The organism is Nocardia mikamii NBRC 108933 (genome assembly GCF_001613505.1).
Classification (GTDB): domain Bacteria; phylum Actinomycetota; class Actinomycetes; order Mycobacteriales; family Mycobacteriaceae; genus Nocardia; species Nocardia mikamii.
Genome location: NZ_BDCM01000002.1, coordinates 95,955 through 115,070, shown reverse-complemented (window position 1 = coordinate 115,070; position 19,116 = coordinate 95,955). Strand labels below are relative to the sequence as shown.

17 protein-coding genes and 1 riboswitch are annotated in these 19,116 nt (G+C 68.8%); of the genes, 11 read left to right on the top strand and 6 right to left on the bottom strand.

Annotation, left to right across the window (positions count from 1 at the left end):
• Positions 1-91: 91 nt before the first annotated feature.
• Together NMI01S_RS01100 and NMI01S_RS01095 are read left to right on the top strand one after the other, a co-directional pair.
• Complete coding sequence (locus NMI01S_RS01100; RefSeq protein WP_245716649.1) at positions 92-1,606, top strand: ATP-binding protein; 1,515 nt, start codon at positions 92-94, stop codon at positions 1,604-1,606.
• A 153-nt stretch (positions 1,607-1,759) separates the two neighbouring features.
• Positions 1,760-2,422, top strand: a complete 663-nt coding sequence (locus tag NMI01S_RS01095; RefSeq protein WP_036498325.1) for a response regulator — start codon at positions 1,760-1,762, stop codon at positions 2,420-2,422.
• A 7-nt stretch (positions 2,423-2,429) separates the two neighbouring features.
• Here the strand turns inward: NMI01S_RS01095 and NMI01S_RS01090 are convergent, their stop codons facing one another.
• Positions 2,430-3,575 (bottom strand): serine/threonine-protein kinase, encoded by a 1,146-nt coding sequence (locus NMI01S_RS01090; protein WP_062994172.1) that lies wholly within the window; start codon positions 3,573-3,575, stop codon positions 2,430-2,432.
• A 405-nt stretch (positions 3,576-3,980) separates the two neighbouring features.
• On the opposite strand from NMI01S_RS01090, the gene imuA' reads away from it, so the two are divergent.
• The 4 genes from imuA' to NMI01S_RS01070 are packed head-to-tail and all read left to right on the top strand — an operon-like array spanning position 3,981 to position 8,147.
• The gene (gene imuA', locus NMI01S_RS01085; RefSeq protein ID WP_062994256.1) at positions 3,981-4,712 is read left to right on the top strand and encodes a DnaE2-dependent mutagenesis accessory factor ImuA'; all 732 of its coding nucleotides are present in this window, start codon (positions 3,981-3,983) and stop codon (positions 4,710-4,712) included.
• Positions 4,713-4,734: 22 nt separating this feature from the next.
• The gene (locus NMI01S_RS01080; RefSeq protein ID WP_062994255.1) at positions 4,735-6,339 is read left to right on the top strand and encodes a DNA polymerase Y family protein; all 1,605 of its coding nucleotides are present in this window, start codon (positions 4,735-4,737) and stop codon (positions 6,337-6,339) included.
• A 21-nt stretch (positions 6,340-6,360) separates the two neighbouring features.
• Positions 6,361-7,185 carry an alpha/beta fold hydrolase gene (locus NMI01S_RS01075; protein ID WP_157125995.1) on the top strand — a complete coding sequence of 275 codons (825 nt, stop codon included), beginning with the start codon at positions 6,361-6,363 and terminating at the stop codon, positions 7,183-7,185.
• 50 nt (positions 7,186-7,235) lie between these two features.
• Positions 7,236-8,147: a ferredoxin family protein gene (locus tag NMI01S_RS01070; RefSeq protein ID WP_062994253.1), complete on the top strand. Its 912-nt coding sequence runs from the start codon at positions 7,236-7,238 to the stop codon at positions 8,145-8,147.
• An 84-nt stretch (positions 8,148-8,231) separates the two neighbouring features.
• Here NMI01S_RS01070 and NMI01S_RS01065 read toward each other — a convergent pair whose 3' ends face one another.
• A complete protein-coding gene (locus NMI01S_RS01065; RefSeq protein ID WP_062994171.1) occupies positions 8,232-9,212 on the bottom strand; it encodes an SDR family NAD(P)-dependent oxidoreductase in 981 nt (326 codons plus the stop codon).
• A 234-nt stretch (positions 9,213-9,446) separates the two neighbouring features.
• Between NMI01S_RS01065 and NMI01S_RS01060 the strand changes: the two genes are divergently transcribed.
• The gene (locus tag NMI01S_RS01060; protein ID WP_157125994.1) at positions 9,447-9,623 is read left to right on the top strand and encodes a hypothetical protein; all 177 of its coding nucleotides are present in this window, start codon (positions 9,447-9,449) and stop codon (positions 9,621-9,623) included.
• 6 nt (positions 9,624-9,629) lie between these two features.
• Here the strand turns inward: NMI01S_RS01060 and NMI01S_RS01055 are convergent, their stop codons facing one another.
• The gene (locus NMI01S_RS01055) at positions 9,630-10,979 is read right to left on the bottom strand and encodes an MFS transporter (RefSeq protein ID WP_062994169.1); all 1,350 of its coding nucleotides are present in this window, start codon (positions 10,977-10,979) and stop codon (positions 9,630-9,632) included.
• 371 nt (positions 10,980-11,350) lie between these two features.
• Here NMI01S_RS01055 and NMI01S_RS01050 point away from each other — a divergent pair, with 371 nt between their 5' ends.
• Both NMI01S_RS01050 and NMI01S_RS01045 read left to right on the top strand, forming a co-directional pair.
• The gene (locus NMI01S_RS01050; RefSeq protein ID WP_062994168.1) at positions 11,351-14,692 is read left to right on the top strand and encodes an error-prone DNA polymerase; all 3,342 of its coding nucleotides are present in this window, start codon (positions 11,351-11,353) and stop codon (positions 14,690-14,692) included.
• An 83-nt stretch (positions 14,693-14,775) separates the two neighbouring features.
• Positions 14,776-15,006, top strand: a complete 231-nt coding sequence (locus tag NMI01S_RS01045; protein WP_062994167.1) for a DUF167 domain-containing protein — start codon at positions 14,776-14,778, stop codon at positions 15,004-15,006.
• Positions 15,007-15,034: 28 nt separating this feature from the next.
• On the opposite strand, the gene NMI01S_RS01040 is transcribed toward NMI01S_RS01045, so the two are convergent.
• A complete protein-coding gene (locus NMI01S_RS01040) occupies positions 15,035-15,499 on the bottom strand; it encodes a tRNA (cytidine(34)-2'-O)-methyltransferase (RefSeq protein WP_062994166.1) in 465 nt (154 codons plus the stop codon).
• Between the two features lie 197 nt (positions 15,500-15,696).
• On the opposite strand from NMI01S_RS01040, the gene NMI01S_RS01035 reads away from it, so the two are divergent.
• Positions 15,697-15,942, top strand: coding sequence for a DUF3017 domain-containing protein (locus NMI01S_RS01035; RefSeq protein WP_062994252.1), 246 nt, complete (start codon positions 15,697-15,699; stop codon positions 15,940-15,942).
• 11 nt (positions 15,943-15,953) lie between these two features.
• On the opposite strand, the gene metX is transcribed toward NMI01S_RS01035, so the two are convergent.
• On the bottom strand, positions 15,954-17,120 hold the full coding sequence (gene metX, locus NMI01S_RS01030; RefSeq protein WP_174554417.1) for a homoserine O-acetyltransferase MetX: 1,167 nt from the start codon (positions 17,118-17,120) through the stop codon (positions 15,954-15,956).
• The gene (locus NMI01S_RS01025; protein WP_062994165.1) at positions 17,117-17,371 is read right to left on the bottom strand and encodes a hypothetical protein; all 255 of its coding nucleotides are present in this window, start codon (positions 17,369-17,371) and stop codon (positions 17,117-17,119) included. Before NMI01S_RS01025 ends, metX begins: the two co-directional genes overlap by 4 nt.
• A gap of 13 nt (positions 17,372-17,384) precedes the next feature.
• Positions 17,385-17,496: riboswitch (SAM riboswitch) on the bottom strand.
• Positions 17,497-17,808: 312 nt separating this feature from the next.
• Between NMI01S_RS01025 and NMI01S_RS01020 the strand changes: the two genes are divergently transcribed.
• Positions 17,809-19,026 (top strand): NADP-dependent isocitrate dehydrogenase, encoded by a 1,218-nt coding sequence (locus tag NMI01S_RS01020; protein ID WP_030513542.1) that lies wholly within the window; start codon positions 17,809-17,811, stop codon positions 19,024-19,026.
• Positions 19,027-19,116: the final 90 nt, after the last annotated feature.

Sequence of the window (19,116 nt, the reverse complement as noted above, 5' to 3'; positions counted from 1 at the left end):
GTTCCGGCACGGCGCCGCCGGCACCCCGAGATCGGGAATCCGGGTATCTCCCGATGGTCGGTTGTCGGGGGGACGTGCCAGGATCGAAGGCATGTACCCCTCCATGCCCGCATTCGACGCGCGTTCGGGGTTCGACGGTCGCGTGGGGTTCGAACCTCGCGCCGGTGTGGACGGTCTCGGACCGGACGGCCGGGGCGCCGATCCGGTCCTCGCGCAGCCGCGGTTGCTGCGGCGATCCGGTGGGCGGGTCGTCGGTGGGGTCGCGGGCGGTATCGCCGACCATCTGGGTGTCGACGTCTTCAAGGTGCGGATGGCGTTCGTCCTGCTGTCGGCCTTGATGGGGGCGGGGATCGTGGCCTACGGGTTGCTGTGGATCTTCACCTCCTCCGGTGCGGACGGGCCGCCGCCCACGGCATCCGAGCGGCGGCAGGCCGTCGGGCTGGTGCTGCTCGGGCTGGCGCTGTCGGTCTCGATGGCGTGGCTGTTCAACGGGACCGCGGCGCGAGTCGTGGCGCCGATCATCGTGGTCGCCGTCGGTGCCGCGCTGGTGTGGCGCGAATTCGATGCCGAGGGGCCGCGTTCCATTCTGGGTCTGCCCGCCCGGCCGACCGTGCTCACCTGGACGCGCATCCTGGCCGGGGCGACGCTCATCGTGGTCGGGCTGGGCGTGGTGGTGCTGGCCCGCATCGACCTGAGTTCGCTGGGGTCGGCACTGATCGCGGTCGCGGTCACCCTGATCGGTGTCGGCCTGTTGACGGTGCCGCTGTGGCTTCGCATGATGCGCGCCCTCAATGCCGAACGCGCGGCCCGCATCCGCAACGAGGAACGCGAGGAGATCGCCTCACATCTGCACGATTCGGTACTGCAGACCCTGGCGCTGATCCAGCGGCAGGCCGACGACCCGCAGGAGGTCGCCCGGCTGGCCCGCAGCCAGGAGCGGGAACTGCGGAAGTGGTTGTTCGAGGATTCCATGCCCGCGCAGTCGAGCCTGGCCGCCGCCCTGCGCACGATCGCCGGTGAGGTGGAGGACCAGCACGGGGTTCAGGTCACTCCGGTGACCGTGGGCGACGTCTCGATGGATGTCGGCGACACCGGATTCGGCCTGCCGAAGGAACATTTCACCGCTCTGCTCGGCGCCACCCGCGAGGCGCTGGTCAACGCCGCCAAACATGCCGGTGTGCCTACCATCGACGTCTTCGCCGAGGTGGAACCGCATCAGGTCAGTATCTTCGTGCGCGATCGCGGCACCGGTTTCGATCCGGCCGCGGTTCCGGCGGACCGGCAGGGGCTGGCGAAATCCATTCACGCCCGGATCGAACGCCGTGGCGGCACCGTGGAGGTGCAGACCGCGCCCGGCCGCGGCACCGAGGTGCGAATCATGATGCCCCGCAAGGATTCCGAAGGTCCGGGCGAAACCGGCGGGTTCGACGGCGCCGAGACCGAGATGCCCGCATCCGGCGACGCGGACCGGGTCGGCGATGCGCAGGACCAGGCACAGCAGGCCGAGACACAGCACGACGAGGCACAGCACGACGAGGCACGGCAGGCCGAGACCGGGGGACCGCGAGGGGAGACCGCGGAGACCGGCCCCCGCCGGTCGCGCTAGCGGGCGCACCTGCGGAGTGAACAGAATTCGGACGGACGGTGATGCCGCCGTCCTCGATGCCGGTGCCGAGCACCCCGACCACCGATGTGGTACCGATGAGTGGCGCCGCCGCGCCCGGCAGCGGGCCGGCTCGAGGTGAGGAGAACTGTGACGATCCGGGTTTTTCTGGTCGACGACCACGCGGTGTTCCGGTCGGGGGTGCGGGCGGAGTTGAGCCGCGAAGCCGATATGGATGTCGTCGGCGAGGCGGGTACCGTCGCCGAGGCCGTGGCCGGGATCGACGCCGCGCGACCCGACGTGGTGCTGCTGGATGTGCACATGCCCGACGGTGGGGGTGTGGCGGTACTGCAGGGCATCGACGACCGTCCGAACGGTTCGGCGTCGGGTAACGGCCCGGTATGCCTGGCACTGAGCGTCTCCGACGCCGCCGAGGATGTGATCGCGGTGATCCGTGCGGGCGCGCGCGGTTACGTCACCAAGACCATCTCCGGTTCCGAACTGGCCGAAGGCATTCGGCGTGTCGCGGGCGGCGACGCGGTGTTCAGTCCGCGGCTGGCCGGTTTCGTGCTGGACTCGTTCACGGGGCGCTCACCGGCTCCCGAACCCCCGCTGGACCCGGAACTGGATTCGCTGACCCCGCGCGAACTGGAGGTGCTGCGCCTGCTGGCCCGCGGCTATACCTATCGCGAAATCGCCGAAACGCTGTTCATCTCGGTGAAGACCGTGGAAACCCACGCCTCCAACGTGTTGCGAAAAACCCAGCAGTCCAACCGCAATGCGCTGACTCGCTGGGCGCACCGCCGGCGCATCGACTGAGTCGCGCCTACATCGCGGCGACGAGCACCACGATCAGGATGAGCAGTCCGATCAGCAGGCCCACCGCGATCGCGAGCGGCGCCGCATTGGGCCCGAACTTCGTGAAGTCGATGTCGACGAGCTTCGATTTCCCCAATTTCGGTTGCTGCGCAACGGCACCGGTCGCGGCGACCCGCGGCGGACGGGGCAGCGGCGCGGAGTGCGGACTGCGCAGTCCGGCTGCCGAATTGCGGGCGGCCCAGGCCGGAATCGTGCCGTCGTCGGTGCGGATCGGAGCGCCGAGGATATAGGGCCCGGTGCCGGGACCGAATGCGGCGGTGAGGATTTCCTCGCGCGCCTCGGCCATGGTGGGGCGGCGCTGCGGCGCCGGTTCCATCATGTGCAGCAGCACCTGAGTGAGCGGCCCGCTGCGAGTGGGCGGAATGATCTGCGCCATCGCCGCGCGCGTGACGATGACGTCGTTGTCGTCGTCGAATCCGTACGGCGGATGTCCCTCGATCGCGGTGTACAGCGTTGCGCCGAGGGAGAATACGTCGCTGGCCGGGCCCGGCTGAGCGCCGCGCGCCACCTCCGGCGGCAGATAGGAGGGGGTGCCGGTGATCACGTCCTCGGGTTCGTCGAAAGCCTCACCGGCACTGGAGATACCGAAGTCGCTGAGTTTGGCCATCCCCACGTCGGAGCCTCGATCGGCGACGAGGATATTGCCCGGTTTGATATCGCGATGCACGATCCCGGCGGCATGGGCGGCGGCCAGCGCATCGGCCACCTGCGCACCGATCTGCGCGACCTCGATGGGGGAGAGGGTGTCGGCCAGCGCGAGCGCCTTGGCGACGCTGCGCGAGGGCAGATACTCCATCACCAGCCATGGTTCGCCCGCCTCGAGCACCACGTCGTAGACGGCGATGGCGTGCTCGTGCGAGAGCTTGGCCGCGACGCGGCCCTCGTGCACGATCCGGTTGCGCACCTCGGTCGCCTCGGCCTCGCTGAGTCCCGCGGTGGTGAGCACCTGTTTGATGGCGACTTCGCGGTTGAGCAGCCGGTCGGTGGCGAGCCATACCGCACCCATACCGCCGCCTCCGAGTTTGGACTGCAGGCGGTAACGGCCGGCGACGAGATAGTCGGGGCCGACGATGGGGCGGGCGCGTTCGGTCACGGCGCGAGGATAGCCGAAAACCAGGGCGACCGGCCTGCTTCGGACCGGGGTCGGCGGCGGTCACAGCCCGGCGGGCAGGCGGTCGGATGCCACTGACGGGTGGCGTGGACAACAGCCGCGACCGGTGACGGAACAGTCGCACTGAGGCTGATGTGACACGTGGGCCGGTGTGGCTTGACGGAGACCGGTCGGAAGGTTCTACTGTCACCGGATCGAACGTATATTCGATTAAGATCGATAGCTGAATCGGTGCTGCACCTCGCGGCGATGCTTCCGGGTGCTGTCGCGGGAGGCGGGCTCCGGCGCGGCGGGCGAGGCGGAGGAGGAGTGGAAGGTAGCCGATGCGGCGGCGTGGTGCATCGAGTGCGGTGGAGTCCGTTCGGTGAGAGATAGGTGGTCGGCGAGATGGGTTCGGCTGGTGAGGCGCGAGCCGTGCAGCTGGCGGAGCTGCGGCGGCGGATGGCTGCGGTTCCGGCCCGTGGGGTCGAGGTCGTGGAACGCCCGCCGACCGCCGCTGAACTGCGCAGAGAGCTGCTTCCCGTGCCGCCCGCCCTGGCCGGGCTCCTGCCCGATGGTGGGGTGCCGAAGGGGTCGGTGGTGGCCTATTCGGGTGCGGGATCGCTGTTGACCGGCCTGCTGGCCGCGGTGACCGGTGGTGGTGGTTACGCCGCGGCGATCGGTTTGCCGCGGCTCGGGTTGCTCGCCGCGGCGGAGATGGGCGCCGATCTGGGCCGGCTGGCCGTGGTGACCGAGCCCGGCCCGGACCCGGTGGAGGTCGCCGCAGTGTTGCTGGATGGTTTGGATCTGGTGGTGGTCGGCCTGGCCGGTATGTCGGTGCCGCCCAGCCGGACTCGAATTCTCGCCGCCCGCGCCCGCAGCAAGGGCTCCACGCTCGTGGTGACCGGCGGCGCCTGGAGCGGCCCGATGCTGCGGATCGACACCCGGGTCGCGGGCTATTCAGGTCTGGGGCGTGGCCGCGGCCGGCTGCGGTCGGTGCGTCTGGACGTCTGTGTGCGCGGCCGGTCCGCACCGGAACGCACCGGCACCCTCGATCTGTGCCCGCGCGACGGCCGGGTCGAATGGCTTGTCCCGGAATCGGATTCGCCGCCGACGTCACTGTCGGCCGTGGGTGCGTGATGAAACGCGGCAGGGGAGCGTGATGAAACGCCCCGGATTTCGCGTACTGGCGGTGTGGTGTCCGGACTGGCCGGCCGCCGCGGCCGCCGCCGTGGCCGATCTCTCACCGCTGCGGCCGGTGGTGGTGCTGCACGCGAATCGGGTGGTGGCCTGTTCGGCGGTGGCTCGCGACGCGGGAGTGCGGCGCGGTCTGACCAGGCGTGAGGCGCAGTCGCGATGCCCGGACCTCCATGTGGCGCAGGCGGATCCGGACCGCGACGCGCGCCTGTTCGAACCGGTGGCGACGGCCGTGGACGCGACGGTGCCGGGGGTGGAGGTCTTGCGGCCCGGCCTGCTGGTACTCGCGGCTCGCGGCGCCGCCCGCTACTTCGGTTCCGAGGAGGAGGCCGCCGAACGCCTGGTCGACGCGGTCGCCGCACTCGGTGTGGAATGCCGCATCGGCATCGCCGACGAACTGTCGGCCGCGGTGATCGCCGCGCGCCGGGCGCAGATCGTCGCGCCCGGCGCCGCCGCGAATTTCCTGGCGCCGCTGCCGGTGGGCGAGCTGGCCGTCGAGCCGAGTCTGACTCCGCCGGAACGCGCCGAATTGGTGGATCTGTTGCATCGCTTGGGTTTACGCCGGATCGGCGATTTCGCGGCCCTCACGCCCGCCGAGGTCGCCTCCCGTTTCGGCGCCGACGCGATCCGGGCGCACCGGTGTGCCCGCGCCGAACCGGAGCGCCCGCCCTCGGCGGCCCCGCCCGCCCCGGATCTGGTGGTGGAGTACCGGTGCGATCCGCCGATCGAGCGGGTCGATGCCGCCGCCTTCGCCGGTCGCATGCTCGCCACCCGGCTGCACGAACGACTGGCGGCGGCCTCGGTGGCCTGCACCCGGCTCGCGGTCCACGCCGAAACCGCGGCCGGGGAAGCCCTGTCGAGGATCTGGCGTTGCGCTCAGCCGCTCACTCCGGAAACCACCGCGGACCGGGTGCGCTGGCAGCTGGACGGCTGGCTGACCCATCGCGCCCGGAACACCGGGAAACGCGGGCGGACGGGTGATGCCGAACCGCCGCCGTCCGCTCCGATCACCCTGCTGCGCCTGGAGCCGGTCGAGGTGGTGGCGGCCGGTGCGCTGCAACTCGGGCTCTGGGGCGGGGTCGGCGAGGAGGATCAACGCGCCCGCCGTGCCCTGACCCGGGTGCAGGGGCTGCTGGGCGGTGAGGCGGTGCGGATCGGTGTCCTCAGCGGCGGCCGCGGACCCATCGAACGCGTCACCCTGATCACCTTCGGCGAGGAATTGGTCCCCGCCGCCGACCCCGGCCTGCCGTGGCCGGGCCGGCTGCCGCAACCGGCCCCCGCGGTGGTGCTGGGCAATCGTCCCGAGGTCCGGCTGGAGTCCGGCGACGGCAGCCCGATCTGGCTCACCGATCGTGGCGAGTTCACCGCCGAACCGGCGGAACTGCATTGGGGCAGTAGGTCGTGGCGGGTCGCGGGCTGGGCCGGGCCCTGGCTGCTGGACGAACGCTGGTGGGCCACCGGCGATTCCGGCGGCGCCGTTCGCGCGCAGATCCTGCTCGACACCGAGGAGCGTGCACTACTGCTGCTCGGCTACGACCACATCTGGCATGTGGAGGGACTCTACGAATAGCTCCGGCCCCGGGCGCGGGCTATGGAACGCCCCACACGCTGCGGCGACGGCGCCCGCGGCGACGTACCCTGGCTGATCGTGGAGTCGAACGTCATCCGGGTGCCCCTGGCGGGGGTGCAGATCGCCTATCGGGATTCGGGCAGCGCGCCGACCACGCATCCGCTCTCGAAGATCCCGGTGGTGCTGGTACACGGGATGGGTGGCGACGGCCACACCTGGGATCGCTTCGCCACCGCGCTGATCCGGTCCGGTCGCCGGGTGATCGTTCCCGATCTGCGCGGACACGGCCGCAGCGAGCACACCGCCTCCTACCGGTTCGAGGACTTCGGCGCGGATCTGCTGAACCTCTGCGATCGGCTGGAACTGATCACCGTCGATCTGGTCGGCCATTCGCTGGGTGGATACGCCTGCTCGTGGGTGGCCATCGAACGGCCGGCGCTGGTCCGGCGGCTGGTACTCGAGGAGCAGCCGCTGCCGCTGCGGTCCGGTGACGAACAACTCACTCTCACCCGGCGGCTGCCGTCGGTGCCGGAACTGTGGCATGCCACCACCAGTCTGCTGCGTCACCCGCGCGCGGTCCTCGCCTTCGACCGGTCGATGACCACTGCGGCGCTCGAGCAGTTCCGCAAACCGCATCCGGAATGGTGGGAGCGACTCGCGGATATCACCGCGACCACGGTGATGTTGCGCGGCGGTCCCGGCGGCATGGTCGATCCGGAGAAGTTGGAGATCTTCCGCACCAGTGTGCCGGACTGCCGGGTCGAAACCTTCACCTGCGGGCACAGCATCCACCGCGACCGGTATCGGGAATTCGCCGCGGTGGTGCTGCCGTTCCTGGAGCACTGAACATGGGGGCCGATTCCCGTTCCGCACCACCCATGTCGCAGGCGCCCGCGATGAATGTCGATGGGCTGCCGTGTTCGGCGGCAGCGGCCGATATTCCCCTGCCGGGCAGCGCGACCCGGGTGAGCGGCTGGCTGTGCATCGAACAACCCGGCGCCTGGGGTCGCGATGTGATCGGCGATGCGGTTCTCGGCGCCGAGTTCACCGCCGAACTGGCCGCACGGACCAAGGCCGCGCGAGTCCGTCCCACCCTCATCCGGCGTCCCGGCCGCGGCGAATTCACCGGTGAGCGAACGGTTCTGCTCGCCGCCTCCCGGCCGCAGGGTTCGTGGTGCGAACGTCTGACCGTCACCGATCCGGAACAGCTTCTCGATATCGACCTGCAGGCGCTCAACGGTCCCGCGCCGGGAATCGGTGAGCGCGTGACCGATCCGCTGGCCCTGGTGTGCGCACACGGTAAGCGCGATCAGTGTTGTGCCCGGCTGGGACGTCCGATCGCGGCCCGGCTGGCGGCCGAATATCCGGATCGGGTCTGGGAGTGCTCGCATACCGGTGGGCACCGATTCGCGCCCGCGATGGTGATCCTGCCCGAGGGGTTGACCTACGGCCGGGTCGACGGCGCGGATGCCGTCCGCGCGGTGGCGCAGGTGCAGCACAACCAGTTGTCGCTCATCGGGTTTCGCGGACGAAGCGGCCTTTCTCCGGTGGAGCAGGTGGCGGAGATCGCGGTGCGGGAACGGGTGCCGGCAGCCCTCGACCAACTGACGGTGACCGTTGTCGAGCCGGACACCCCGATCTCGGATCCGGCGACCTTCGCCGGCGCGGCGGAGGTGACCCACGCCGACGGCCGCCGGTGGCTGGTCACCACGCGGACCGTCGGCTATCCGCCTCGCCCGGCGAGCTGCGGTGCGGCCCCGAAACCGGCATCGGCGATCGTCGTGGGCGAAATCCGCGAGACCGCTTGATATTTCGTCGCAGGTGACCGGCGGGCGTGAGCGCAACGGAGCGACGCGGTGTGCGAGCGTCGTGCCCGCGGTCTGCTGCCGCGTTCACCAGTAGGTGCCGGGCACCAATCGCGCGGCACGGCGCAACGTCGAGCGCGTGACCCGCCCCGCCGTCGACGACTTGCGTTGCGGTTTCGCCTGCAGCGCGGGCACTTCCGACTCGGGTTCGTCCTCGACCGGCAGTTCGCCCTTGGCGGCGGGAGAGTCCGGCAGCGCCCGGTAGTACCGGTGCATGACGCGATCCTTGATCCCCGGCGCGAACAGCGTTCCGTATTCGGCCAGGGTGCCCACGGGCACGTCGATGCGCCGCGGCCGCTCGCTCAGCGCGCGCACGATGGTGGCCGCCGCCCATTCGGGGGATTCCGACGGTCCCTGTTTACCGCTGGGCGCGATCATCGGCGTCCGCACCAGCGGCATGTGAATGGTCGTGAAAGTGATGTTGTCGGACAGCATTTCGGCCGCGGTGACCTCAGCGAACTTGTCCAGGGCGGCCTTGCTGGCCAGATAGGCGGCGAACCGCGGGGTGGCGACCTGGACACCCGCGCTCGAGATGTTGACGATGTGACCGGATTTACGCTCCCGCATCTGGGGCAGCAGTGCCAGCGTCATTCGCACCGCACCGAAGTAGTTGACCGCCATGGTCCGTTCGAAATCGTGCAGCCGGTCGGTGGATCGGTGCACGGCGCGCCGGATGGAGCGGCCGGCGTTGTTGACCAGCATGTCGACGTGGCCGTGGGTGTCGAGAATCGACTTCACGGTCCGGTCCACCGAGTCGGGGTCGGTGACATCGCACTGGTAGGCGTAGGCCCGGCCACCGGCCGCAGTGATCTCCTCGACCACCGCTTTCAGCTCTTCGTCGCGCCGCGCGAGCAGGAGTACGACCGCCCCCTTGGCGGCGACCGCACCCGCTGCCGCTCGTCCGATCCCGGAGGAGGCGCCCGTGATGACGACGTGTTTCCCGGCGAGATCCCGGCGTGCCCGCCGACGGGCCAGATAGCCGTGTTCGGCCGCGTGGTTATCCGACATCGCTGCTCCCTTGCAGGTCGATTTCCCTCGAACTTACTCCAAAGTAAGTTCCGCTGCCAAGGGGTCCGCCCACATCGGCGGGCGGAGGGAACGGTCTCGAGGGCCGGGTAGACCTTGTCCCGTAGATCTCGAGGACTACGCCCGCCACCCGCCGATCATCCCGCAGGGCGATGCCGGGCGGGACCTGGTCCGGTCATGCTGGACGTCCGGATGTCTATGCGGGAGGAGAGGGCGATGGGGTTGTGGACGACGCTGCGCCGGCGATCGGCGGCGAGAGACGAAAAGACCGGAGCCGACGCGCGAGCGCAGGCGATCGCCGCGGGGGCGTCCGAACCGGAGGCCGCCGCCGCGGCGGAGAAGGCGATCCGGCGTTCGCGGCGGCGGCGCCGGGCCCTGTACACCGGCGGGTGAGCGGATTCAGGCGGTGAGCCGGTCGTCCTCACTGATGAACAACGTCGCGACCACGCTGATCACCGCTGTCGCCAGCAGATAACCGCAAGCGAGCCAAGGGGTTTTGCCGCCCGCCGCGATCAGTGCGGTGACGATCAGGGGTGTGATGCCCGAGGCGTAGATGCCCGAGACCTGATACACGAACGAGAGTCCGGTGTAGCGCACCTCGGCCGGGTACAGCCCGGCGTACAACGTGCCCTGCGCACCGTAGAACAGGGCATGGGCGACACCGAACACCGCGATGATCGCGACGGTGAACACGACGATATTGCCGACCTCGAACAGCGCGAATACCGGATACACCAGCACGCCGTACGCGGCGATACCGGCGATATAGACCCGGCGCGGCCCGAACCTGTCGGTCAGATTTCCCGATACCGGAATGAGGGCGGCCATCACGACGGCGGCAATGGTCACCGCGAGCAGTACCGGAACCTGTTCGAAACCGAGATGTCCGGTGGCGAAACTGATCGCGAAGACACCCCAGGTGTTGAACGCCGCGCCCTCACCCCATCGTGAGAGCAGGCCGAGGACGGTGTTGCGCCGGGTGCGCGCGTTCCGGAACAGTTCGACCACAGGAACTTTCGAGATCCGATTGAGCCGGTCGATTTCCCGGAAGGCCGGCGTTTCGTCGATCTTCAGCCGCACCACCAGGCCGATGACCACCAGAACCACGCTGGCGCCGAAGGCGATTCGCCAGCCGTAGTCGAGAAAGGCCTGCTCGCTCAGGACCGAACGCAGCAGGGCGAAGACACCGGTGCCGAGCGCGAGGCCGAGCGCCAGGCCGATCTGCGGATAGCTGCCGAACCGGCCGACCTTCGTGCGGGGACTGTGTTCCACGGCCAGTAGTACCGCACCGGCCCATTCCCCGCCGAGCGCGAAACCCTGCAGAATTCGCAACGCCAGCAACAGGATCGGCGCCGCGATTCCGATCGCGGCACTGGTCGGCAGGACACCCATCAGCGCGGTCGATCCGCCCATGATCGCCATGGTCAGTGCGAGGGTGCGTTTGCGCCCGATGCGGTCGCCGATATGGCCGAAAACCAATCCGCCGACCGGACGCATCACGAAACCGACCGCGAATGTCGCGAACGACAGCATGGTTCCGACGAACGCGCTCGTATCCGGGAAGAACAGTTTGTTGAAGACGATGCCCGCGGCGGTGGAATAGAGGAAGAAGTCGTACCACTCGACCGTGGTGCCGATCAGGCTCGCCGCCACCGCTGTTCGAGTTTCGGCGGCGCGGAGGTGTCCCGGCCGCTCCTCGTGCTGCCCCGTGGCGCGCGTACTCGCCGGCGCGGACTCCAGTACAGACATGGGGTCCCTTTCCTTCCCGCCGTCGATTCGCGCAGTGACATTAGGGCGAGTCGATATCCGCGAAAAGGATTCGAATCAGCCAGATTCCAGCGGCGTATCGCGGTGATCTGCGCCGGGCCGCTGCCGGCGGTGTTTCGCCTGGTCAGCCGGCGACCGGTAAATGTCCGGGACGCAGCCGGGCCGTACCGACGCGTCGTACGCGGTCGTGCGGGGCCCGGGGTTGTGGACCGCCGACCGCTGCCCCGGCGCAGTCGGAACGGCCGGCGCCAGGTAGCCGAGCCGATCGCGGCGGGGTGCCTTCCCTGGCCCTGCGCCCACGAGTTAGCATCGATATCGAATATACGTTCGAATCGACGAAGGTGTGTGCCGCTATGGGCTGGGGAAACGGCCCGCCCACCTGGGCGGAAATGGAGCGGGTGCTCTCCGGTCTGCCCGGGCGCGGGGCCACCCCACCGGGCGACGGCGGGGACAGCCCGGCGTGGTCGCATACGCGTGGGGAATACCGGGCGGGTACGCGGCCGGAGCCGAGCGGTCCGCTGGTGCCGTATGCGGAATTGCACACGCATTCGGCCTACAGCTTCCTCGACGGTGCCTGCCAACCCGAGGAAATGGTGGAGGAGGCGGTGCGGCTGGGGCTCGAGGCCCTGGCGCTCACCGATCACAACGGCTTCTACGGTGTGGTGCGTTTCGCCGAGGCCGCCGCCGAATGGGGGCTGCCGACGGTGTTCGGCGCCGAATTGTCGCTGGGGGAAACCCGCGACCCGGCGACGATATTCGGTTCGGCGCCGATGGACGATTCCCAGCCGCGCACGGGGGAACCGGATCCGGCGGGACCGCATCTGCTGGTGCTGGCGCGCGGGCAGGAAGGATATCGGCGGCTGTCGCGGGAGATGTCGGCGGCACATATGGTGGCCGGCGAGAAGGGAATTCTGCGGTACGACCTGGATCGGCTCGCCGCCGCCGCGGACGGGCACTGGCATATTCTCACCGGCTGCCGCAAAGGTCACGTGCGCCGGGCGCTGGACCGCGGTGATGCCGAGGCGGAGGCGGAGCTGCGCCGGTTGATGGATCTGTTCGGACGCGACCGGGTGAGCGTCGAACTCACCCACCACGGGGTGCCCGACGACGACGAACGCAATGCCCGGTTGATCGCCCTCGCCACACGGCTGGACGTGCCGGTGATCGCTACGACCGCAGCGCATTTCGCCACCCCCGCCCAGGGGCGCCGGGCGATGGCGCTGGCGGCGATCCGGGCACGGCGCAGTCTGGACGAGATCGACGGCTGGCTGCCGCCGACCGGCGGCGGGCATCTGCGGTCGGGTGCGGAAATGGCCCGGCTCTTCGCCGAATGCCCGCAGGCGGTGGCCGGGGCGGTCGATCTGGCCCGCGAATGCGCCTTCGATCTGCGCTTGATCGCCCCCGAATTGCCGCCGTTCGACGTACCGCCCGGCCACGACGAGAATTCCTGGCTGCGAGAACTCACTCTCGCCGGGGCGCGCGATCGTTACGGCCCGCCGGAGGGAAATCCCAAGGCGTACCGGCAGATCGAACACGAACTACGGATCATTACCGAACTCAACTTTCCCGGCTACTTCCTGGTCGTGCACGACATCGTCCACTTCTGCAAGCGCAACGACATCCTGTGCCAGGGCCGGGGGTCGGCGGCCAATTCCGCGGTCTGCTACGCGATCGGCATCACCAATGTGGATCCGGTCGCCAACGATCTGCTGTTCGAACGCTTTCTGGCACCCGAACGCGACGGTCCGCCCGATATCGATCTCGATATCGAATCCGATCGCCGGGAGGAGGCGATCCAGCACGTCTACCGCAAGTACGGTCGCGAATACGCCGCCCAGGTAGCCAATGTGATCACCTATCGCGGTAAGTCCGCGGTGCGCGATGCCGCTCGCGCGCTGGGGTTTTCGCCCGGACAGCAGGACGCGTTCAGCAAACAGGTGAGCCGGTGGACCGGAGTGGCGTCCGAAACGCATACCGATATTCCGGATCGAGTCCTGGAACTGGCGGGCGAGATCGAGGGCCTGCCCCGGCATCTCGGAATTCATTCCGGCGGCATGGTGATCTGTGATCGGCCGATCGCCGACGTGTGCCCGGTCGAGTGGGCGCGCATGCCCGGCCGCAGCGTGTTGCAGTGGGACAAGGACGACTGTGCCGCAGCGGGTCTGGTGAAATTCGATCTGCTCGGCCTGGGCATGCTGTCGGCCCTGCACTACATGATCGATCTGGTGCGCGAGCACAAAGGTGAGGTCGTCGAATTGCACGCTCTCGATCTCGCCGAATCCGCCGTCTACGAGATGCTCGCGCGTGCGGATTCGGTGGGTGTGTTCCAGGTCGAGTCGCGCGCCCAGATGGCGACGCTGCCGCGGCTGCGCCCGCGTGCTTTCTACGATCTCGTCGTGGAGGTCGCGCTGATCCGGCCCGGTCCCATTCAGGGTGGTTCCGTACATCCCTATATCCGCCGGCGCAACGGCCGGGAGGAGGTCACGCTCGACCATCCGGCGCTGGAGAGTTCGCTGGCCCGCACCCTCGGAATTCCGCTGTTCCAGGAACAGCTCATGCAGATGGCGATCGATATCGCGGGATTCACCCCCGCCGAGGCGGATCAGTTGCGCCGCGCGATGGGATCGAAACGGTCACCGCAGCGCATGGAGCGGCTGCGCGGGCGCTTCTATCAGGGCATGCGCGATCTGCACGGAATCACCGGCGAGCTGGCCGATCGCATCTACGAGAAGATCTACGCCTTCGCGAATTTCGGTTTCCCGGAAAGTCATTCGCAGAGTTTCGCCGCACTGGTGTTCTATTCGGCCTGGTTCAAACTGCATCATCCCGCCGCGTTCTGCGCGGGACTGCTGAACGCGCAGCCGATGGGCTTCTACTCTCCGCAGTCGCTGGTGGCCGACGCCCGCCGGCACGGGGTGGTGGTACACGGGCCGGATATCAATCACAGCCTGGCCGGGGCGACGCTCGAGCAGAACGGAACCCAGGTGCGGCTGGGCTTGTCCGCGGTCCGGCACATCGGTGACGACGTGGCCGAGAAGATCGTCGCGGCACGATCCTCCGGTCCCTATCGATCGTTTCTGGATCTGACCGGCCGGGTCGAGTTGTCCGTGCCGCAGGCCGAGGCCCTGGCCACCGCGGATGCGCTCGGCAGTATCGAATCCGCGTCCGGCCGCGGGCTCGACCGCCGGCAGGCGCTGTGGGCGGCCGGTGCGGCGGCGGGGGAGCGGGCGGATCGGCTGCCGGGGACCGGGGCGGTCACCGACGCGCCGGCGCTGCCCGGGATGAGCGAACTGGAAATGGCGGCGGCCGACGTGTGGGCGACCGGTGTGTCGCCCGGCCGCTATCCCACCGAATTCCTGCGTCCGCGTCTGGACGAACTCGGCGTGGTCGCCGCGAACCGGCTGCTCGCCGTGCCCGACGGGTCGAAGGTGCTGATCGGCGGCGCGGTGACGCACCGGCAGCGACCGGCCACCGCGTCCGGAGTCACCTTCATCAACCTGGAGGACGAGACCGGCATGGTGAACGTGGTGTGCTCGGTGGGCCTGTGGCGCCGCTACCGCCGCATCGCCCAGGGCGCCCCGGCGCTGCTGATCCGGGGCCGGGTGCAGAACGCCGAGGGCGTGGTGAGCGTGGTGGCGGAACATCTGCAGCGCATGGACCTGCGGATGGCGTCGAAGTCGCGCGATTTCCGCTGAACCATCGCGGCTACTCTCGTCGCACCGGCCGAACAATCCGCACCGGTCGAGTACCGCACCGCCCGAAAATCGAGGAGCAGCACGTGCCGACCGTGGTCCGCGCGACCATCAAACCCAACAGCCGCAAGGGCCCACTCGTCGAAACTCTCGATGACGGCACCCTCCAGCTGTACGTGCGCGCCCCCGCGCTGGAGGGTAAGGCCAACAAGGCCGCGATCGAACTTCTCGCCGAGCACTACGGCGTGCCCAAGTCGGCCGTCCACCTCACCGCGGGCGCGACCTCCCGCTTCAAACGCTTCGCGATCGACCTCTGAGGCGCCCGATGCGGTAGGCCGTCGCGGCCTACACGGCCCCCGGGAACCCCAGCTGCCGCCATGCCTCGTACACCGCGACCGCCGCGGCATTGGACAGGTTCATCGACCGGCGGCCCGGCAGCATCGGGATGCGCAGCTGGTCGGTGATGTGCGGGTCGGCCAGGACGTCGGCCGGGAGGCCGGTCGGTTCCGGACCGAACAGCAGGACGTCGCCGGCACGGTAGGCGATGTCGGTGTTGTGCGTGGTCGCATGGGTGGTGAAGGCGAAGACGCGCTCGGGCCGCAGGGATTTCCATGCGGCGGAAAGGTTTTCGTGCACGGTGACCACCGCGAGATCGTGGTAGTCCAGTCCGGCGCGGCGCAGCTTCGGCTCCGACAGATCGAATCCGAGCGGCTCGATCAGATGCAGTTCGCACCCCGTGCCGGCCGCCAGACGGATCGCATTGCCCGTATTCGGTGGGATACGCGGTTCGAAGAACACCAGCTTGAGCACACCGAGACCGTACCGTTCGCCGGCATGTCACCGGTCGCGGACCACGTCGAACCGGATGCCCACGGCGGCGGCACCGGCCCCCGCCACCGATCCGCGGGCGGTGCCGTCATGCGAGAATCGCAGCCGTGACCGACGCGCCGACCACCCACCCGCAGCATTCCAGCCCGGCGAGCCGCTTCTTCCAGGTTCATCTGCCGATGCTGCTGGTCGTCGTGGTGCTGCTGGTCGCGGTGGTTTTCCTGGCGCAGGACCGGTGGCGGCGTGGCGCGTTCTTCATCGGCGGCGCGACGCTGCTCGCGGCCGTGTTCCGGTTGTGCCTGCCGTCGGCGCGGGTCGGGCTGCTGGCGGTGCGCAGCCGTCCGTTCGACATCGGCGCCTATACCGTGCTGGGTGGTGCGATCATCGTGATGGCGGCCACCATCAGTAGCCTCGGCGTCGGCTGACGAGGACGGACTCAGGACGCGCGGGCGTCCTGCGCGGCGCGCGCCAATTCCATCGTCTGCTCCAGCAATTTGCTGATCGCCTCGATCTCGGTGAGGAAACCGTCGTGGCCGTCGCGTGAGTGCACGACTTCCAGACCTTTGCAGCCGGGCAGCAGATCGGCCAGCTCCTGCTGGGTCCGCAACGGATACAACCGGTCCGAGTCCACGCCGCCGACGACGCACGGCACCGGGGTGGCGGCGAGCGCGGCCTCGATGCCGCCGCGTCCGCGGCCGACGTCGTGCCGGTTCATGGCCTCGGTCAGCAGCACGTAGGTGGCCGCGTCGAACCGCGCGACCAGCTTGTCGGCTTGATGCTCCAGATAACTCTGCACCGCATAACGGCCACCGTCCCAAGGGTTTTCGTCGCCCTGCGCGGTGTTGGCGAACCGGTGGTCGAGTTCGAATTCGGTGCGGTAGGTCAGATGCGCGATCCGGCGCGCGATGCCCAGTCCGGCCAGCGGCCGACGGCCGGTGCCGTGATAATCGCCGTCCTGCCAGTCCGGATCCGAGGTGATCGCGGCGATCTGGGTGGTCTGGGTGCCGATCTGATCCGCGGTGGCGCGGGCGCCGACCGCCAGCACCAGGGCCGCGTCGACCCGGTCGGGGTATCCGACCATCCATTCCAGCACCCGCATGCCACCCATCGAGCCGCCGACCACCGCGGCGATACGGGTCAGCCCGAGCAGGTCCAGCAGCGCCACTTCGGCGCTCACCTGGTCGCGAATCGAAATCTCCGGAAAGCGCGCACCCCAAGGCTTTCCGTCCGGCGCGACGGACGAGGGGCCGGTGCTGCCCTGGCAGCCACCCAGGACGTTGGTGGCGATCACACACCAGCGGTCGGTGTCCAGTGCCGCGCCGGGCCCGACCAGTCCGTCCCACCAGCCCGGCAGGGCGTGCAGTTCGTCGGGCTGCCCGCAGACGTGCGAATCGCCGGTCAGCGCATGTTCGACCAGCACCACGTTGTCCAGGCCGGGGGTCAGTTCACCCCAGCGCTGCACGGCCAGTTCGACACCGGGGACGACCGCGCCGTTCTCGAGGCGGACATCGCCGACGCCGATGATTCCCACCGTGCCGTCCGGCGGGGGTAGCAGTGTCGTTGCGCCCGGGCGTGACGTGCTCGATTCGATACTCACGGTCACCGTGCCGTCACCACGTCGAACCGTGCCACGCGATCGATCCCCGCGCCGCCGATTCCCATCACCCGCATCGTGCCGCGGACCTTCCGCAACGCGGCGCCGGCGGCCGCCGGGTCGGCGCACGGCGAGAGCGCGCGCGTGGTCGAGGCGGTACGGAGGGCTGGGGCACACACATCCCCGATGGTAGCGATACGGCTGCGCCGCTCCGCCGCCTCCACGGACTTGCCGGCGATGGGCACGGTGGACTCGCTCACTTGTTGCTCCTGACAGTCGCGCTTGCTCTCGGCTTTCGAGAGCCCGGTCAATCACCCGGAGCACCCCACCGCAACTGGAGGGTTGCCGGCCAGCGAGCCGGGGCTTGGCGCTGGCACTCATGACCTGTCGTGGATGGTAACAATCGCTCACGACGGGGGCGAGGGTTGGGCTCGGCCGATTCGAGGCGGACGTTCGCGGCGTATGTCCGTTTCCCTGCCTCATCGGCTCGGGCCGATGTGACGTGGGTAGCTCTCAATGGGACCGCCCCTGTCAGTGAGACCCAGCGCACCAGTACGCTTGTCTTGTTTAGCACCAGGCGTCTCGTGGACAACGCGGGGCGTATACGTTGTCTGTTGAACAGCTGGGGTCCGCTCACAAGCGTGCTCGCCTGGCCGTGCAATGGGAGCACACCTTCCTTAGGAGGACACGAAGATCCATGTCCAAGATCAAGGTTGAAGGGACCGTCGTCGAACTCGACGGCGACGAGATGACCCGGATCATCTGGCAGTTCATCAAGGACAAGCTGATCCATCCGTACCTCGATGTGAACCTCGAGTACTACGACCTCGGCATCGAAACCCGCGACAAGACCGATGACCAGGTCACCGTCGACGCGGCCAACGCCATCAAGAAGCACGGCGTGGGTGTCAAATGCGCCACCATCACCCCCGACGAGGCGCGTGTCGAGGAATTCGGCCTCAAGAAGATGTGGCGTTCGCCGAACGGCACGATTCGTAACATTCTCGGCGGCACCATTTTCCGCGCGCCGATCATCATTTCCAATGTTCCGCGTCTGGTTCCCGGCTGGACCAAGCCGATCATCATCGGCCGTCACGCCTTCGGTGACCAGTACCGCGCCACCGATTTCAAGGTGCATCAGGCCGGCACCGTCACGATTCAGTTCACCCCGGAGGACGGCTCCGAGCCGATCGTCCACGAAGTGGTGAAGATGCCCGAGGACGGCGGCGTCGTCATGGGTATGTACAACTTCAAGAAGTCGATCGAGGACTTCGCGCGGGCGTCGCTGAACTACGGCCTGCAGCAGAACTACCCCGTCTACATGTCGACGAAGAACACCATCCTGAAGGCCTACGACGGCATGTTCAAGGACACCTTCCAGGAGATCTTCGAGACCGAGTTCAAGGACGAGTTCGCGGCCGCCGGACTGACCTACGAGCACCGGCTGATCGACGATATGGTCGCCTCCGCGCTGAAGTGGGAAGGCGGCTACGTCTGGGCCTGCAAGAACTACGACGGCGACGTGCAGTCCGACACCGTGGCGCAGGGCTTCGGCTCGCTGGGCCTGATGACCTCGGTGCTGCTCACCCCGGACGGCCGCACCTGTGAGGCCGAGGCCGCGCACGGCACGGTGACCCGCCACTTCCGGCAGCACCAGCAGGGCAAGCCCACCTCCACGAACCCGATCGCCTCGATCTTCGCGTGGACGCGGGGTCTGGCGCATCGCGGCAAACTGGACAACACCCCCGAGGTCATCGGCTTCGCGCAGACCCTCGAGGACGTCGTCATCAAGACCGTCGAGAGCGGCCAGATGACCAAGGATCTGGCGCTGCTGGTCGGCGGCAACCAGGGCTATCTGACCACCGAGGAATTCCTCGGCGTGCTCGATGCGAACCTGGCGCGCGAACTGAGCTGAACGCGCACGACCGGCCGGAATCCGGCGCGGCCGGTAGACATATCCGGGCACCCGCCCCCACCGATCCCGGTGGCCGCGGGTGCCCGAATT

Excerpts from the sequence above, each read along its gene's own strand:
- NMI01S_RS01060 (WP_157125994.1), top strand. The coding sequence starts at position 9,447 with ATGGGGTTGTGGACGACGCTGCGCCGGCGATCGGCGGCGAGAGACGAA.
- NMI01S_RS01020 (WP_030513542.1), top strand. The coding sequence starts at position 17,809 with ATGTCCAAGATCAAGGTTGAAGGGACCGTCGTCGAACTCGACGGCGAC.
- NMI01S_RS01065 (WP_062994171.1), bottom strand. The coding sequence starts at position 9,212 with ATGTCGGATAACCACGCGGCCGAACACGGCTATCTGGCCCGTCGGCGG.
- NMI01S_RS01070 (WP_062994253.1), top strand. The coding sequence starts at position 7,236 with ATGAATGTCGATGGGCTGCCGTGTTCGGCGGCAGCGGCCGATATTCCC.
- NMI01S_RS01035 (WP_062994252.1), top strand. The coding sequence starts at position 15,697 with ATGCTGCTGGTCGTCGTGGTGCTGCTGGTCGCGGTGGTTTTCCTGGCG.
- imuA' (WP_062994256.1), top strand. The coding sequence starts at position 3,981 with ATGGGTTCGGCTGGTGAGGCGCGAGCCGTGCAGCTGGCGGAGCTGCGG.
- NMI01S_RS01080 (WP_062994255.1), top strand. The coding sequence starts at position 4,735 with ATGAAACGCCCCGGATTTCGCGTACTGGCGGTGTGGTGTCCGGACTGG.
- NMI01S_RS01055 (WP_062994169.1), bottom strand. The coding sequence starts at position 10,979 with ATGTCTGTACTGGAGTCCGCGCCGGCGAGTACGCGCGCCACGGGGCAG.
- NMI01S_RS01075 (WP_157125995.1), top strand. The coding sequence starts at position 6,361 with ATGGAACGCCCCACACGCTGCGGCGACGGCGCCCGCGGCGACGTACCC.
- NMI01S_RS01050 (WP_062994168.1), top strand. The coding sequence starts at position 11,351 with ATGGGCTGGGGAAACGGCCCGCCCACCTGGGCGGAAATGGAGCGGGTG.
- NMI01S_RS01100 (WP_245716649.1), top strand. The coding sequence starts at position 92 with ATGTACCCCTCCATGCCCGCATTCGACGCGCGTTCGGGGTTCGACGGT.